Here is a 15,399-nt window from a genome sequence, read left to right on the forward strand (position 1 = left end):
TCGCAACCTACGGGCCTCATCTTTGTAGCGGGGACAGGATTTGAACCTGCGACCTCTGGGTTATGAGCCCAGCGAGCTACCGAGCTGCTCCACCCCGCGTCGGTGTGAAACCAACAGTACACGACTTCTGGAGGTGCAATTACCACCCCCTGTCACCGGTCGGTGTGGGCGCTTTCCGAGTAGTAACCGCGGATGTGGCCGACTATGCGCTGACGTGCGAGTTCGCCGTCACCCGCGTTGACCGCCTCCACCAATCCCCGGTGTTCGTGACGAAGCCGCGTGCAGGTGCTCGGCCAAGTGTCGATCTGCACGCCCGCGAGAACGTAGGCCTCGATGGACTCGCGCAGGCCGGTCATCATGGCCGCGATTACCTGATTGCCCGCCGCGTCGGCGAGCGCCACGTGGAACTGGGCGTCGAGTAGCAGGAATTCCTCGGCCGAGAGAGTTGCGTCGTCCATCGAGTCGAGCAGTTCGACGGCCGCGCTGAGGTCGGGCGTCGGAGTCCGCGATGCCAGGGACTTCATGACCTCGGATTCGAGCACGAGTCGTGTCTTCACTACATCCGAGACCGGAAAGCCTTGTGCGGCAACCTGCATCCGCATCAGCATGGTCATGCCGCCGGTCGGTTTGGCGACGATCATCGCGCCGGACGTCGGGCCGGATCCAGTCTGCGCTTTGAGGAGTCCGAGTGCTTCCATGACTCGCAGCGCTTCGCGGACCGATGACCGTCCGACGCCCAGTTCCGCTGCCAGGATTCTCTCTCCCGGCAGGCGCTGTCCGGGAGACACCTCGCCTGAGACGAGCCGACGTTCGAGATGACTCAGTACTTGTTCCCACGCTCGCGGGCTCGGCTCGGTCGGCATGAGGCAAGAGCATAACCGGGTGGACGCCGTTTACGGGGTGGCCTGTCCGGGAATGTATTACTGTGGTCAGACCACACCGACAGATTGCGGGGAACCACATGCGAGTAGCGCTGTTCGCCACCTGCATCGGGGACACGATGTTTCCCGACGCGGCCAAGGCCACCGCCCTCCTGCTCTCCCGTCTCGGGCACGACGTCGTGTTTCCGTCCGGGCAGACTTGTTGCGGGCAGATGCACGTCAATACCGGCTATCAGCCGGGCGCACTGCCGCTGGTTGCGAACTACGCCGAGACGTTCGGTGACACGTCCATCGACGCGGTTGTCGCACCATCGGGGTCGTGCGTCGGTTCGGTCCGTCATCAGCACGAGATCGTTGCCGAGCGCTACGGCACCGCGTCGCTGTGTGGGCAGGTGCAGACCGTGAAGGCGAAGACGTACGAGCTTTCGGAATTCCTCGTGGACGTTCTCGGTGTCACCGATGTGGGCGCGTACTTCCCGCACCGGGTCACCTATCACCCGACCTGTCACTCACTGCGCATGTTGAGAGTGGGAGACAAGCCACTTCAATTGCTGCGCAACGTACGCGACATCGATCTGGTCGAACTCCCCGAAGCAGATTCTTGCTGCGGATTCGGCGGCACTTTCGCCATCAAGAACGCGGAAACCTCGACGGCCATGCTGGCGGACAAGATTCGCCACGTTGCGGATACCGGCGCCGAATTCTGCAGCGCCGGAGACTCCTCCTGCCTCATGCACATCGGCGGCGGAATGTCACGACTGCAGATGGGTGCCAAGACAATTCATCTCGCCGAGATTCTGGCGTCGGTGGAAAGCCGGGTGACAGCATGAGCGCCGTCACGCTGGGTCTGCCCAGCTTCCCGCCTAGATCCCCCGAAGGGGCGGGGTTCCTACGCGGAACCGAAAAGTTCCCCGTCGCAGCGCATCACGAACTGGCCAACGCGCAACTCCGACGCAATATCGGCAAGGCGACACACACCATTCGTGCCAAGCGCATCAACGTGACTGGGGAGCTTCCCGATTGGGAAGAACTGCGTGATGCCGGATCTGCGATCAAAGCCGACGTCATGGCCCGGTTGCCGGAACTGCTCGAACAGTTCGAAGCTGCAGTCATCGCACGCGGCGGGCAGGTGCATTGGGCAGCGGATGCCAACGAGGCCAACGCCATTGTGACCGAACTTGTCAAAGCCACCGGCTCCGAAGAGGTCATCAAGGTCAAGTCGATGGCCACGCAGGAGATCGGTCTCAACGAGCATCTCGAAACCCAGGGAATCACCGCCTACGAGACCGATCTCGCGGAATTGATCGTCCAGCTCGGCCACGACAAACCGTCGCACATTCTGGTTCCCGCCATCCATCGCAACAGGTCCGAGATTCGAGAGATCTTCCTTCGTGAGATGCCAGATGTCGATCCTAACCTCGGGGAGAATCCGGCCGAGCTCGCCGCAGCCGCGCGAAAATTCCTGCGCCACAAGTTCATGACGACGCCGGTCGCAGTCTCCGGCGCCAACTTCGGTATCGCGGACACGGGAACACTGACCGTCGTGGAGTCGGAGGGCAACGGGCGAATGTGCCTCACGCTCCCGAAAACACTGATCACCGTCATGGGCATCGAGAAGATTCTGCCGACGTATCAGGATCTGGAGGTCTTCCTTCAACTGCTGCCGCGGTCGTCGACGGGGGAGCGGATGAACCCGTACACCTCCCTGTGGACCGGCGTGACGCCCGATGACGGTCCACAGGAATTTCACCTGGTCCTTCTCGACAACGGCCGGACCGCCGCGCTTGCCGACAAGATCGGACGGGAAGCCTTGAGCTGCATACGGTGCTCGGCGTGCCTGAACGTATGTCCCGTCTACGAGCGCACCGGTGGTCACGCCTACGGATCTACCTATCCTGGACCGATCGGCGCGGTTCTGACTCCGCAGCTCGCGGGCATGCATGGCAAAGACGATCCCAACTCGACGCTTCCATTTGCCTCGAGTCTGTGCGGTGCGTGCTTCGATGCCTGCCCGGTCAAGATCGACATACCCTCGCTGCTGGTCGAATTGCGGCACCAGAAGGTCGAGCAATCCGGTGTCACGGCAGAGTCTTTGGCGATGAAAGCCGCGTCTGTTGCGATGTCGACTGAGGGCCGGTGGACGTTGGCTCAAAAAGCTGCCGGGCTCGGACGCGTCGTGGCAGGTAAGAAGGGGAAGATCTCGACGCTGCCACCTCCATTGAACGGTTGGACCGCTGCCAGAGACATCCCAGCACCACCCAAGCAGACCTTCCGATCCTGGTGGGACTCAGACGAAGGACGTGAGGCAATGGACGAGGCTCGTCGTGACGGGAAGGCGGACAGGTGAATTCACGTGAGGCGGTACTCGGTCGCATTCGTGATGCGATCACCTTGGCGCCGGCCCGTGAGAGCGAGATACCGCGGAACTATCGAACTGGTAGAACCATGTCCGACGAGAAGCGCATCGAACTGTTCGTCGATCGACTCGAGGACTACAAGGCTCACGTCTACCGATGTGCTGCAACAGAAATCGCCGAGGCTGTCAGCGGAATACTGAGCGCACACGAGCTGCGTACGCTGGGCATCCCTGCCGGACTCGACCGATCATGGGTAGCCGGGTTCGACGGAACGCTGGTGGTGGACAGCTCGGACGTGCCGGCTCCCGAACTCGAGAAGCTCGACGCTGTAGTCACCGGCTCGAAGGTCTCCTGCGCCGAAACCGGCACCATCTTCCTCGACGCTGGTCCATCGCAAGGGCGTCGTGCGTTGACACTGGTGCCGGACACACACATCTGCGTCGTGTATCGCAGCAGTGTGGAAGTGGGAGTGCCGGAGGCGATTGCGAAACTGACGCCGGAACGCCCCACCACCATGATCAGCGGCCCGTCGGCGACCTCCGACATCGAACTCGAGCGCGTCGAAGGTGTCCATGGTCCGAGGAATCTTCACGTCGTCATCGTCGACGGTTGATTCCCGTCGAGCGGGAACTCGGAGGCAGCGGGCCACATCAGCGTCTAACGTCCCGGCCATGACACAACTGTTGGCAGGCAAGGTCGTTTTCATCACCGGTGCAGCGCGGGGTCAGGGACGCAATCATGCGATTCGACTCGCGCAGGAAGGTGCCGACGTCATCGCTGTCGATGTGTGCGCGTCGGTGTCCGAGGACGTGGGCTACGCGGCCGCAACTGAAGCCGACCTCGATGAAACGGCGCGCCTGGTTCGAGCCGAGGGACGCGAGATCGTCACTGCTGTAGCGGACGTCCGTGACCTCGAGGCGCTCCGCGCGGCAGTGGCGTCGGGCGTCGAAAAGTTCGGTCGCCTGGACGTCGTGATCGCCAACGCGGGCATCGCAACGTGGAATCGTTTCTGGGAGATGCCGGAAGAGCAGTGGTCGACGCTGGTGGACATCAATCTCAATGGTGCGTGGCGCACGATGGCGGCTGCGGTTCCCGCCATGATCGAGGCGGGCAACGGTGGTTCCATCGTGCTCGTCAGTAGTGCTGCCGGCGTCGCCGAAGCGCCCGGTTGCGCGCACTACTCGGCTGCCAAGCACGGGCTCGTCGGTTTGGCACGCACTGCGGCAACGGAATTGGGCGGCTTCGATATTCGAGTCAACAGCATTCATCCGGGGGCAGTGGAGACCGAGATGGGCAACGATCCCAACGTCGGCAAGATACTCACGGCGCACCCGGAGTACATGAAATCCTACAAGTGGCCGCTCACCTCGGTCCCGCGCACGACGGTCGAGGACATCTCCAATGCCGTGGTCTACCTCGCGACAGATCTCTCCCGCGCGGTCACCGGGACGAAGATCGTCATCGACATGGGCCAGACGATGGCCTAGCTCACCTCAAAGCAGATTGAACTGCGCCACCTCGATGGTGTTCTCGACTGCCTCCGAGAGTGTGCGTATACGTTCGTCGGCGCCTGGCGCGGTCAAAATCGCCAGGCGATCGGCGTCACCCATCGGAATGCTCCTGGCGAGGGCATACAGCCGAGAACCCAGCGGATCCAAGGGATCCGGTGGGACAGGCATTCGCGGAGTCTGTTCGCCGGCCCGAAGTGCGAGCTTTCCCAACATTCCGTACATGAACTCGATGCGCTCGAGGAGTGAGTCGTATTCGTAGGCGGTGACGGGTGTTCCGTTGTTCTCGTCCGGCCACAGTTCGACCTCGGCACGCGGGAAGGGATCGTCCGGCAGCCAGCGATTGACCCGGATGCGGCCTTCGGTCCGGCAATACAGCTGATATCGTCCGGCACCCATTGCGACATGGGATTCGATCCGAGCCAGAGTGCCGACGTCGTGGCGTGATTCGCCGCCACCGACCTCGTGGCCACGGGCGATGAGTACTACTCCGAACAGTGGGCCGTCGGCAGCTTCGAGAACGTTCTCGACCAGTGCGCGGTACCGAGGTTCGAAGATGTTCAGCGGCAACACCTCACCCGGTAGCAATGCGGAGCCGAGCGGAAACATGGGGAAGATGGGCATCAGGGGATTCTCAACCTCGGAATCGGAGGGGCGGGGAAATCGCCGGGGCGATCGATTTCGGCGAGCAGGTGTTCGGACCACGTCAGCAGACCGGGGATGTCGAGTCCGTGTGGACTCTCGACCTCGTAGTGCCTGATGCGATCGTGACCCTGACCGAGGAGCGAGACGGCGCCGGTGGTGTTGCCCCGAAGTAGATGTGTGAGCCCGACGGCCAGTTGTGCCAGCCCCTGCCACAGGTCGCGCTCCTCGGGCGGCGCGTTCTTCCACGTTCCTTCGAGAATCTCGTGTGCATGAAAGGGCATGCCGTGGTCGAGGAGGCGCTGAGCCTCGGTGATCGACTCGTCCGGCGGCAGGCGCACATCGTCCGGAATGCGCGGGACACCACCCGCTGCGTCGCGTGGCAGTGGACGGCCGAGCCCGTCGCGGGGCCGCGAATTGAGGGGCTTCCCAGCGGCGTCCCGGTCGCGTTCGGTCATACACTCAGCCTAACGGCAGCGCCTCCGACGAACCCGCCGAAAGTTTTTTCGAGTCGCCTGTCGATTCCGGGGAGAACCGTTCGTCGTCATGTTGTAAGGCAAGAGAGCCTGAAGAAAAACAACAGACCAAGGAGTCAGTCATGAAGTACATGTTGCTCATCTACACCGCACCCGGCGGAGACACCGAACCCCAGTGCACGTTCGAGGACTGGCAGCAATACGACAAGGAAATGAAGGACGCCGGCATCTGGGTGTCCGGCGATGCCCTCGCCGACCTGACCACCACGACGACGGTTCGAGTCTCGCAGTCCGGGGAAAAGACCGTCACCGACGGGCCCTTCGCAGAAACCCGCGAGATCCTCGGCGGCTACGACGTCATCGACGTTCCTGATCTGGATGCGGCGCTGTCCTGGGCCGCGCGGTGCCCCGGCGCGCGCGACGGCGGCAGCGTCGAGGTGCGTCCGCTGGCCGGGTTCGGGGACTGATTCGCCGTGGACGAGCAGGCAGAGAACTCCATCGAGTCAGTGTTCCGGGAGGAACGTGGACGGCTCTTGGCCTCGCTCGTCCGCCGTTTCGGTGATCTGGATCTGGCAGAAGAAGTCACCTCCGAGGCCGTCGAGTCTGCGTTGGTGCACTGGCCCGTGGACGGTGTGCCGGCCAAACCCGGCGCCTGGCTGCTGACCACGGCGCGTCGGAAAGCTGTCGACAGGCTTCGTCGTGATCAGGCCTATGCGGCGCGCTTGGCGGTGATGCAGGTGGACGCCGATCGTGCCGACCCTGCGCCGCCCACGGTCGACGGGGAACTTCCCGACGAGCGGTTGCAGCTGTTCTTCACCTGCTCGCACCCAGCGCTTGCCGAGGACGACCGAATCGCGCTCACCTTGCGTTGCCTCGGCGGGTTGACGACGCCCGAGGTTGCTCGGGCCTTCCTCGTTCCTTCGGCGACGATGGCGCAGCGGATCGTGCGCGCGAAGAAGAAAATCCGTCAGGCTCGGATTCCCTTCCGGACTCCCAGCGCCGAAGAACTCCCGGAACGTTTGCCCGGTGTTCTGCAGGTGATCTATTCGGTGTTCACCGAGGGGTATGCAGCGAGTTCGGGTCCGGATCTGCAACGCGTCGACCTGGCGGTAGAGGCGATCAGGCTGGCGAGGATCTTGCGCGCATTGCTTCCCGATGAGCGCGAGATCGCGGGGTTGCTTGCGTTGATGCTTCTCGTCCACGCGCGTCGGGATGCCCGTACCGACGCCGGTGGCGGGATCGTGCTCCTCGAGGACCAGGATCGTGGGTGCTGGGACCAGCCGATGATCGAGGAAGGCTGCGATCTCGTCGTCGTCGCGTTGACCGGGGGAGCGCCGGGGCCCTACGGGGTGCAGGCCGCTATCGCCGCATTGCACGACGAGGCTGCTGATGTGAAGAGCACCGACTGGCCACAGATCTGCGCGCTCTACGGAGTGCTGCTCACACTGACTCCGTCGCCCGTCGTGGCCGTCAATCGGGCAGTTGCGCTGGCGATGCGCGATGGCGAGGTGGTCGGACTGGCAGCGTTGGAGGAACTGGCAGCCGAGCCCAAACTTGCCGACTACCACCCGTATCACCTCGCGCGCGCCGAACTGCTCGCTCGGTTGGGGCGCACCGACGCGGCAGCGGCTGCGTATCGGCAAGCCCTGAAACTGGTTGGTACCGATCCGGAGCGGGCCTACTTGGAGCGTCGGCTCGACGAGATCTCTGACTGAGCGGTGCTTTATCGAGGGACGTCGAGATCGAAGTACAGGGTCTCGGACCAATAGCCTAGGCCGAGCTCGCGGAGCGGTTCCTCGATGCTCTCCTGAGTCGGCGTGAACAGTCTCTCCCAGAACTTTGGCTTGGTGGGTGCGAACGTGGTCAAAGCCGCCTCCATCTCGGCGTCGATGGTCGCCAGACCGGCCATCAGTGCCTGGCCTTGTTCGGCGAACGGTTCGTCGTCCATGTCGAAGATCTCGCCGCATTCGAGAACGAAGTAGTGGTCGGGTTCGGTGTGGCTGCGCAGGAAGCTCAGCGCTTCACCGGCCATCGCGCCGAGTTCGGGGTGGTCGATGCGGCCGAGGAAGTCTTCGAGCCGGGCAATGCCGGGGCCACAGGGCGCGGTGACCGCGATCAGGTCGGGAACGTCGTCCCAGATGATCGACTGGCGAGCGAAGGGATTCACGGACACAAGGATCCTGGGGACCAGCGGTATCGCGTACGACCACTCCGAGATTCCCTCGAGGCCCCGGGCGCGAGCGGCAGCCGGATTCTCGTGCGGGGCAACAGGGGTCGAGTAGAGATAAGTGCGGTTGGCCACTGGCCGAGTCCTTTCTGCGGTCGCCGTCACCTGATTCAGGCGGCGCCCACCATCCTCAATGCCAGGTCTCCGTACAGTTTTCCGATGTCTTCCGGATCCGTGTAGTTGCCGGCCGGGAACCAGCGGCACACGTCGACGCACAGGGACATCAAGGCGAGGGTGACGCCTTCGGCGTCGGGGATAGTGAAATCACCCGACTGGACGCCGGCGTCGACAACCTCCCGGACCACCCGCGTCGTGCTGCGACGAAGCGCGACGACGGTTCGATAGTGCTCTGGTGTGAGTGCCGTGAGTTCGTACTGGACGACGCGAGCGAGTGAATGGTGCCCGGCCTGCCAACTGGCGAACGTGCTGATCAATTCCCGCAGGCGAACGGACGGTTCTTCGCCCGGTCGGTCGGCGCCCTCGACCACTTTCAACGCTTCGGTGTGGCCTTCGAAGCTGATCGCGAAAAGCAGTTCTTCTTTCGAGCGGTAATGCGGGTACATGGCCGCAGGACTCATGTCGAGTCGCGCGGCGATGTCACGGGTGGTGGTGCCGCCGTAACCGGCAGAGGCAAAAGCGTCCACGGCTGCCGCGCGGATACGGGCCGCAGCTTTGGAGGGGCTGATCACCACGTCAGGTGAATCGCTCACGGTTTCCTCCAGATGTGACGGATTTCGATGTTGACAATATCCCGCTCTCGATTCACTATAAGCAGGTGCTTAGATTCTAAGCGAATGCTTAGGAACATCGTTACGTGTGGCTTTGCCACGCCGAAAGGAAGCAACTCGTCATGCGTCGCACTCTGTACGGACCCGATCACGAGGCATTTCGCGAATCTGCCCGCGAATTCGTCAACCGGAACATCCTTCCGGTCGCAGAGAAGCTGATCGACCAGCGCTTCATCGATCGTGAAATCTGGCTCGAAGCGGGACGCAACGGCTTCCTCGGACTCGAGGTTCCGGAGGCGTACGGCGGAAGCGAAGCTGGCGACTACCGCTTCAACGCGGTTCTGGCCGAAGAACTCTCGCGTGCCAGCGCAGCTGTTGCTTCGAGCTTCGGCATCCACGCCGACGTCGTTGCTCCCTACCTCGTTCAGCTCACCACCGAAGAGCAGAAGCAGCGTTGGCTGCCCAAGTTCTGCACCGGCGAGATGCTGACGGCCATCGGCATGACCGAGCCTTCCGGTGGATCCGACCTCGCCTCGCTCAAGACCACTGCGGTCAAGGACGGCGACGACTGGATCATCAACGGCTCCAAGACCTTCATCACCAACGGCTACAACGCCGACCTCGTGATCGTGGCGGCGCGGACCAGTCCCGAGAAGAAGTCCAAGGGCATCACTCTCTTTGCCGTCGAAACCGGCATGGAAGGCTTCGAACGCGGACGCAAGCTCGACAAGGTCGGCCAGCACGAGTCCGATACCGCCGAACTGTTCTTCGAGAACGTTCGCGTGCCGTCCACCAACATCATCGGTGAGATCGACCGCGGCTTCATCCACATGATGGAAATGCTGCCGCAGGAGCGCGTCGGCGCTGCGGTGTCCAACATCGCGCACGCCGCTCCGATCCTCGAAGAGACGCTGCAATATGCCAAGGATCGCAAGGCTTTCGGTCAGCCGATCGGCTCGTTGCAGTGGAACAAATTCCTTCTCGCGGATCTCGTCACCCGCATCGAGGTCACCCAGGCCTACGTCGACAACTGCGTCGCGGCACACGCTGCCGGCGAGCTGACCGCCATCGATGCGGCCAAGGCGAAGTGGTGGACCGCGCAGGTGCAGAACGAGGTCCTCGATCACTGCGTCCAGCTGCACGGCGGCTACGGCTTCATGACCGAGTACCGCGCCGCCCGCGCGTGGATGGATGCCCGCGTCACCAAGATCTGGGCCGGATCCAACGAGATCATGAAGGAACTCATCGGCCGCGATCTCGGCCTGTAATTTCGCAACTGAAGTCCATATGTCACTTCCCGAACCCGACGACACAGGAGCATCACCGCGCATGTCTGTTCTCGACAAGTTCTCTCTGACCGATCGAGTGGTCATCGTGACCGGTGCGTCGTCGGGCCTCGGGGTGGCGTTTGCGAAAGCCGCAGCAGAGGCCGGCGCGGACGTCGTCCTGGCAGCTCGCCGCGTCGACAAGCTCGAAGACACGGCCAAGCTCGTGCGTGACGCCGGCCGCGAAGCGTTGTGCGTGGCCACCGACATCGTCGATCCGGCACAGGCTCAGAACATGGTGGACGCCGCGATGGAGAAGTTCGGCCGCGTGGACGTCCTGGTCAACAACGCCGGCGTCGGAACCGCGGTGCCGGCAACCCGCGAGACCCCGGATCAGTTCCGCGCCGTCATCGACATCAACCTCAACGGGTCGTATTGGGCAGCGCAGGCCTGCGGCCGCGTCATGCTTCCGGGCAGCTCCATCGTCAACATCTCGAGCATTCTCGGACTGACGACGGCCGGACTTCCGCAGGCCGCCTACGCGGCGAGCAAGGCAGGCGTCGTCGGATTGACCCGCGACCTCGCACAGCAGTGGGGAACGCGCAAGGGCATTCGTGTCAACGCGATCGCGCCCGGCTTCTTCAAGTCGGAAATGACCGACCAATACAACGACGGCTACTTGGATGCGATGGCTCCGCGCCTGATCCTCGGCCGGATGGGCGATCCGGAAGAGCTCGCGGCCACGATGGTGTGGCTCGCATCCGAGGCAGGCGGATACGTCACAGGCCAGACCATCGCCGTCGACGGAGGAATCACCATCACCTGACGCCGATGCCGAGATGTCGCCGGCTTTGCCGTATAAGTAGCTGGTGACCTCTCGCGCCGAACCTCAGGAGAACTGGGAAGACCGTCCGCCACCATCAATGGCAGCGACGGAGCTTCTGCGTGACCTCCCGGTGACCGCTCGCGGCGTCCGTACCAGGGCTTCTCTGGTTGCAGCGGCTCGGACTGTGTTCGAACGCGCGGGATATCTCGATGCCCGGCTGACGGACATCACCAAGGAAGCGAACTGCTCCACCGGCACGTTCTACACCTACTTCGACAACAAAGAGCAGATTTTCGCCGCAGTTCTCGACGTTGCGCAGGAAGACATGCTGCACCCCGGCATGGGTCGGGTCCGTGACGTCGACAATCCGTATGCGGTCCTCGAATCGAGCAACCGTGCCTACCTGACAGCGTTTCGCCGCAACGCCAAACTGATGGGGCTGCTCGAGCAGGTATCGCACATCGATCCGGCGTTCGCGAAACTGCGTCGGGACCGAGCCGAGACCTTCATTTCGCGTAATGCGCGCGCCATCGAACGTTTGCAAGCAGCGGGCAAAGCGGACCGTTCACTGGATCCGCTGCTGGCATCGCGAGCGTTGTCGGCGATGGTGAGCCGTCTTGCCTACAGTTCGTTCGTCTCGGAGGAACCTGGCGCCGACGGCAACCCTGTCTCGTTCGAGGACGTCGTCAAGACAGCTACTCAGGTGTGGGCCAACGCCCTGGGCCTCGAAGGCGACCGCGGGTAGTTTCAGCCTTCGCCGCGGGCCGCGAACTGCTCCTCGAGGCTGCGGCGCAACGTCTCCTCGCTGTTCTTGACAGCGTTCTCGACGAACGGCCCGATCAAGCGGCCGAGTGCCTTGCCGGCAATGCCGCCGGGGAGTTTGTAGGCGAAGTCGACGGAGAGTTGGGTCTTGGAATCGTCGATCGCGGCGAACTCCCAGGTGGACGAGTTGGATACACCGCCGAGCGAAGACAGCTTGATGATCCGATTCTTCTCCCACTCGGTGACCTCGAGCTTGGATCGCAACGTGCTTGGCCCGACCTGCATGGCAGCGTCGAATGTGGCGCCGAGCCCCTGATCGAACTCTCCGAACGGGGTGAACTCGGAAACACCGAACATCCACGTCGGGACGTTGCGGTAGTTGTCGATGTAGTCGAAGGCGACATCAACCGGCACGGCAGCAACCGCGGTGTGGCGAACATGGATCATGACTGGTCCCTGTCTTTCGGTGAACATCGACTGTAACCAATGGCACCGACGTGTTCGGCGGCGGAGCAAGAGCGATCTACGGTATCGGTATGACGAACGAGCTTCCGGTACGCGGATCCTGGCGCGATTACGAAGACCTGGGACTGCCGAAACCGCTCGCTGCGGCACTGGAGGCGTTCGTCGAGCAGGGCTATCACGGGACTTCGATCCGCGACGTCGCCTCGCGGTCCGGCTTGTCGGTGCCGGGGCTCTACCACCACTACCCGTCCAAGCAGGCTCTGCTGATCGGTTTGGCGACGGTCGTGATGACGGAGTTGTTGGAGCGAAGCCGAGCCGCCGAACTCGACGCCGGGGACGATCCCTCTGACCGCTTCGACGCGGTGATCGAATCTCTGTTGCGGTTCCACATGTTTCGACGCGAGCAGTCGTTCGTCGCTTCCTCCGAGATCCGCAGCATGGAGCCCGACAGCCGAGCGAGCTACATCGCGCAGCGCGACGAACAGCAGAAGCAGGTGGATCGGATCGTCCTCGACGGCGTCGCTTCGGGAGTGTTCGAGGCCGACCATCCCGAGGACGCCAGCCGTGCCGTCGTCACGATGTGCGTCGCCGTGGCGGTCTGGTACCGCCCGGACGGTGAATTGTCCCCGGACGAGTTGGTGGAGAGGTATTTGGAGATAGCGAGGCGCATGGTGGGGGCGAAGCGGGTGGGGGAGTGACTGTGGGGGCGAAGCGGGTGGGGCAGTGACTGTGGGGGCGAAGCGGGTGGGGCAGTGAGTGTGGGGGCATGCAATTGAAAAGCGATGTCGTAGAGCTAAATTCGGGATGAGCGGTTTCGCTGCATGCGTCCGACCAGCCGAATGCCGTTCTCTCCCTTATGTGCCGGTACTCTTCTTGTGCCTCTCGGCAGGCTCGGTCACGTCGCTGCTGTCTCGAAACGCCACTCGTCGGCTAGCGAAGCCTGTGGAAATATGTCGCTGACCACGGGCGTTCATAGCTGGAAGGTCTTCGGTGCGGCGAACTGCCAACGCACGAATTTGTCCTCCGAGACGAAGTTTTTTGCCTGATTTCATTCGCGTCGACCAACCTACCCCCCGGGTGTGCGCCACTACGATCAGTCCATGGTTCTGGACAGCGAGGCCACGCAGATGGCTGACACCTTGGGTAGTGCTTCTGGTGACGGCCCCGACTTGCTAGCGATCCGCGATCTCTCGATCGAAATTCGACGCGGCGATCGAATCGTACGACCGGTGTCTCGCGTGAGTTTGCGGCTGCGCCGTGGCGAAACTCTTGGCGTTGTAGGCGAATCCGGCTCTGGGAAGTCGATGACCGGACTGGCGATCATGGGCATGTTGCCGGCCGGCGGTGCCGTGACCGGCGGCTCGATCATGGTTGACGGCAGAGAACTCGTCGGCCTGCCGCAGTCCGAGTACAGGCAGGTCCGAGGCAATGACATCGCGATGGTTTTCCAGGACTCGATGTCCGCGTTGAACCCCACCCGTCGGATCGGTGATCAAGTTGCAGAACCGGTGCATCTTCATTGTGGTGGGACCAATCGCGCTGCGCGCCGACGAGCTGAAGAGGTGCTGGCTCTGGTCGGGATACCCAGGCCGTCCGAGCGGATGAACGACTACCCGCACCAACTCTCCGGAGGTATGCGCCAACGGGTGATGATCGCCATGGCGCTGGCGTGCGAGCCTCGCATCATTATCGCCGACGAGCCGACCACCGCTCTCGATGCCACGATCCAGGCGCAGATCCTCGATCTGCTCGACGACTTGAAGTCACAGCTCGGTATGGCGATGATCCTGGTCTCCCACGATATCGGGGTGATCGCGGGGCACGCGGACCGCGTCGCGGTGATGTATGCGGGGCGCGTTGCCGAGACCGGCCCGACAACCACTCTGTTCGGCGACATGCGGCACCGTTACACACAGTCGCTGCTCGCTTCGATTCCCACGATCACTCACGACAAGCAGGACGAGCTGTACAGCATTCCCGGGTTCCCTCCAGACATGGCGCTGCCAATGCTTGGCTGCCCGTTCGCACCCCGGTGTGCCTCAGCCACCGATCGTTGCCACGAGGACGATCCGCAGCTGACGATCGAGCCAGCCGGGCATGCCTACGCCTGCTGGCATCCGGCCGCCGGGCCGATCACCCGTGTGCGGTCCCGGATTGCGCCCGCAACTGCCGGGCTCGGTGGATCGGAGTCGGTTCCGCGGCTGCGCGTTCGTAATCTGGTGCGCGAGTATCCAACCGGTAGATCAGGACTGTTCGGTGAGCGACGCACCGTCAAGGCAGTTTCCGGAGTCAGCTTCGATGTCGCTGCCGGTGAGACCTTCGGGCTTGTCGGAGAATCTGGATGCGGCAAATCGACGCTCGGCAGGATGATCGTCGCGTTGGACCAACCGACCCAGGGCGAAGTGTTACTCGAGGGCGACTCGATTACCAAGATGGGTTCGCGCGAACTCGGGCGCCGTCGGGCTGAATTGCAGATGATGTTTCAAGATCCCCACGCTTCTCTCGACCCCCGGATGCGGATCGACACCATTCTGCGTGAACCACTGGCCATCCAGAACATCGGCACCGGAGCGCAGCGGGCGACCCGTGCCCGGCAACTGTTGGATCAGGTGGGTCTCCCGGCGAGCGTGATGGAGCGCTATCCACATGAGCTGTCCGGGGGACAGCGTCAAAGGGTGGGGCTGGCGCGCGCACTTGCGCTCGATCCGTTGGTGCTCGTCGCCGATGAGCCGGTGAGTGCGCTGGATGTTTCTGTGCGCTCACAGGTTCTCAACCTGATGCGACGCACCCAGCGCGAGTTCGGACTCAGCAGCGTCGTGATCTCTCATGATCTTGCGGTGGTGCGCTATCTCGCCGACCGTGTCGGAGTGATGTACCTCGGCAGGCTCGTCGAAATCGGCACGTGCGAAGAGGTTTACGCGACGGCTGCCCATCCCTATACCGCTGGGCTTCTCGCAGCAGTCGCGGATACCGATCCGCTGGCCACTGGCCGTGACGGTGGCACGCCCATCCGCGGCGAGTTGCCCAGCGTCATCGCTCCGCCGAGCGGATGCCGCTTCCGGACACGATGCTCGCAGGCGACCGACCTGTGCGCCGCGGCGGAGCCGCCGCTGGAGTCGATCAGTGATACCCATCAGGTTGCCTGCCACTTTCCGCTGCAGCCCAAACGGTTCGAGCAGCATGCCGATCTCGCCACGACATAGGCTCGTCAGTCTCATACCGGTATGAAATCGGTTGCACGGCAACGAGAGCGGAGCCATGC

Annotated in this window: 17 protein-coding genes and 1 tRNA gene; 11 read left to right on the top strand and 7 right to left on the bottom strand. The window is 63.0% G+C overall.

Annotated elements, in window-relative coordinates; genetic code table 11:
- Positions 1-25: 25 nt before the first annotated feature.
- Positions 26-99 (bottom strand) — tRNA-Met (locus ACFWAD_RS06660).
- A gap of 53 nt (positions 100-152) precedes the next feature.
- Entirely contained in the window at positions 153-863 is a 711-nt protein-coding gene (locus ACFWAD_RS06665) for a FadR/GntR family transcriptional regulator (RefSeq protein WP_378542310.1), read from the bottom strand.
- A gap of 98 nt (positions 864-961) precedes the next feature.
- On the opposite strand from ACFWAD_RS06665, the gene ACFWAD_RS06670 reads away from it, so the two are divergent.
- The 4 genes from ACFWAD_RS06670 to ACFWAD_RS06685 are packed head-to-tail and all read left to right on the top strand — an operon-like array spanning position 962 to position 4,725.
- Positions 962-1,711: a (Fe-S)-binding protein gene (locus ACFWAD_RS06670; protein ID WP_378542312.1), complete on the top strand. Its 750-nt coding sequence runs from the start codon at positions 962-964 to the stop codon at positions 1,709-1,711.
- Positions 1,708-3,228: a LutB/LldF family L-lactate oxidation iron-sulfur protein gene (locus ACFWAD_RS06675; protein ID WP_378542314.1), complete on the top strand. Its 1,521-nt coding sequence runs from the start codon at positions 1,708-1,710 to the stop codon at positions 3,226-3,228. The genes ACFWAD_RS06670 and ACFWAD_RS06675 overlap by 4 nt, the downstream gene beginning before the upstream one ends.
- The gene (locus ACFWAD_RS06680; RefSeq protein ID WP_378542316.1) at positions 3,225-3,851 is read left to right on the top strand and encodes a lactate utilization protein C; all 627 of its coding nucleotides are present in this window, start codon (positions 3,225-3,227) and stop codon (positions 3,849-3,851) included. The genes ACFWAD_RS06675 and ACFWAD_RS06680 overlap by 4 nt, the downstream gene beginning before the upstream one ends.
- A 58-nt stretch (positions 3,852-3,909) precedes the next feature.
- Positions 3,910-4,725: a mycofactocin-coupled SDR family oxidoreductase gene (locus tag ACFWAD_RS06685; protein ID WP_378542318.1), complete on the top strand. Its 816-nt coding sequence runs from the start codon at positions 3,910-3,912 to the stop codon at positions 4,723-4,725.
- Positions 4,726-4,731: 6 nt separating this feature from the next.
- Here ACFWAD_RS06685 and ACFWAD_RS06690 read toward each other — a convergent pair whose 3' ends face one another.
- Complete coding sequence (locus ACFWAD_RS06690) at positions 4,732-5,370, bottom strand: LON peptidase substrate-binding domain-containing protein (protein ID WP_378542320.1); 639 nt, start codon at positions 5,368-5,370, stop codon at positions 4,732-4,734.
- Positions 5,370-5,846, bottom strand: a complete 477-nt coding sequence (locus ACFWAD_RS06695; RefSeq protein ID WP_378542322.1) for a DUF309 domain-containing protein — start codon at positions 5,844-5,846, stop codon at positions 5,370-5,372. The genes ACFWAD_RS06690 and ACFWAD_RS06695 overlap by 1 nt, the downstream gene beginning before the upstream one ends.
- 140 nt (positions 5,847-5,986) lie before the next feature.
- Between ACFWAD_RS06695 and ACFWAD_RS06700 the strand changes: the two genes are divergently transcribed.
- Both ACFWAD_RS06700 and ACFWAD_RS06705 read left to right on the top strand, forming a co-directional pair.
- Positions 5,987-6,331 carry a YciI family protein gene (locus tag ACFWAD_RS06700; RefSeq protein WP_003939718.1) on the top strand — a complete coding sequence of 115 codons (345 nt, stop codon included), beginning with the start codon at positions 5,987-5,989 and terminating at the stop codon, positions 6,329-6,331.
- Positions 6,332-6,337: 6 nt separating this feature from the next.
- Positions 6,338-7,579: an RNA polymerase sigma factor gene (locus ACFWAD_RS06705; protein ID WP_378542324.1), complete on the top strand. Its 1,242-nt coding sequence runs from the start codon at positions 6,338-6,340 to the stop codon at positions 7,577-7,579.
- Positions 7,580-7,587: 8 nt separating this feature from the next.
- On the opposite strand, the gene ACFWAD_RS06710 is transcribed toward ACFWAD_RS06705, so the two are convergent.
- Both ACFWAD_RS06710 and ACFWAD_RS06715 read right to left on the bottom strand, forming a co-directional pair.
- Entirely contained in the window at positions 7,588-8,166 is a 579-nt protein-coding gene (locus tag ACFWAD_RS06710) for a hypothetical protein (RefSeq protein ID WP_378542326.1), read from the bottom strand.
- A gap of 35 nt (positions 8,167-8,201) precedes the next feature.
- Positions 8,202-8,801 (bottom strand): TetR/AcrR family transcriptional regulator, encoded by a 600-nt coding sequence (locus tag ACFWAD_RS06715; RefSeq protein WP_378446921.1) that lies wholly within the window; start codon positions 8,799-8,801, stop codon positions 8,202-8,204.
- Between the two features lie 140 nt (positions 8,802-8,941).
- Between ACFWAD_RS06715 and ACFWAD_RS06720 the strand changes: the two genes are divergently transcribed.
- From ACFWAD_RS06720 to ACFWAD_RS06730, 3 genes are all read left to right on the top strand, one after another.
- On the top strand, positions 8,942-10,087 hold the full coding sequence (locus ACFWAD_RS06720) for an acyl-CoA dehydrogenase family protein (RefSeq protein ID WP_007730036.1): 1,146 nt from the start codon (positions 8,942-8,944) through the stop codon (positions 10,085-10,087).
- Positions 10,088-10,148: 61 nt separating this feature from the next.
- Positions 10,149-10,910 carry an SDR family NAD(P)-dependent oxidoreductase gene (locus tag ACFWAD_RS06725; RefSeq protein ID WP_003939707.1) on the top strand — a complete coding sequence of 254 codons (762 nt, stop codon included), beginning with the start codon at positions 10,149-10,151 and terminating at the stop codon, positions 10,908-10,910.
- A 97-nt stretch (positions 10,911-11,007) separates the two neighbouring features.
- Positions 11,008-11,655, top strand: coding sequence for a TetR/AcrR family transcriptional regulator (locus tag ACFWAD_RS06730; RefSeq protein WP_378532724.1), 648 nt, complete (start codon positions 11,008-11,010; stop codon positions 11,653-11,655).
- Positions 11,656-11,657: 2 nt separating this feature from the next.
- Here the strand turns inward: ACFWAD_RS06730 and ACFWAD_RS06735 are convergent, their stop codons facing one another.
- Complete coding sequence (locus ACFWAD_RS06735) at positions 11,658-12,119, bottom strand: SRPBCC family protein (RefSeq protein WP_378531259.1); 462 nt, start codon at positions 12,117-12,119, stop codon at positions 11,658-11,660.
- 89 nt (positions 12,120-12,208) lie between these two features.
- Between ACFWAD_RS06735 and ACFWAD_RS06740 the strand changes: the two genes are divergently transcribed.
- Complete coding sequence (locus tag ACFWAD_RS06740; RefSeq protein ID WP_019745479.1) at positions 12,209-12,835, top strand: TetR/AcrR family transcriptional regulator; 627 nt, start codon at positions 12,209-12,211, stop codon at positions 12,833-12,835.
- 402 nt (positions 12,836-13,237) lie between these two features.
- Positions 13,238-15,340: a dipeptide ABC transporter ATP-binding protein gene (locus ACFWAD_RS06745; protein WP_378542328.1), complete on the top strand. Its 2,103-nt coding sequence runs from the start codon at positions 13,238-13,240 to the stop codon at positions 15,338-15,340.
- The last annotated feature ends 59 nt before the right edge of the window (positions 15,341-15,399 follow it).

The organism is Rhodococcus sp. NPDC059969, from assembly GCF_042738325.1.
Lineage (GTDB): Bacteria > Actinomycetota > Actinomycetes > Mycobacteriales > Mycobacteriaceae > Rhodococcus_F.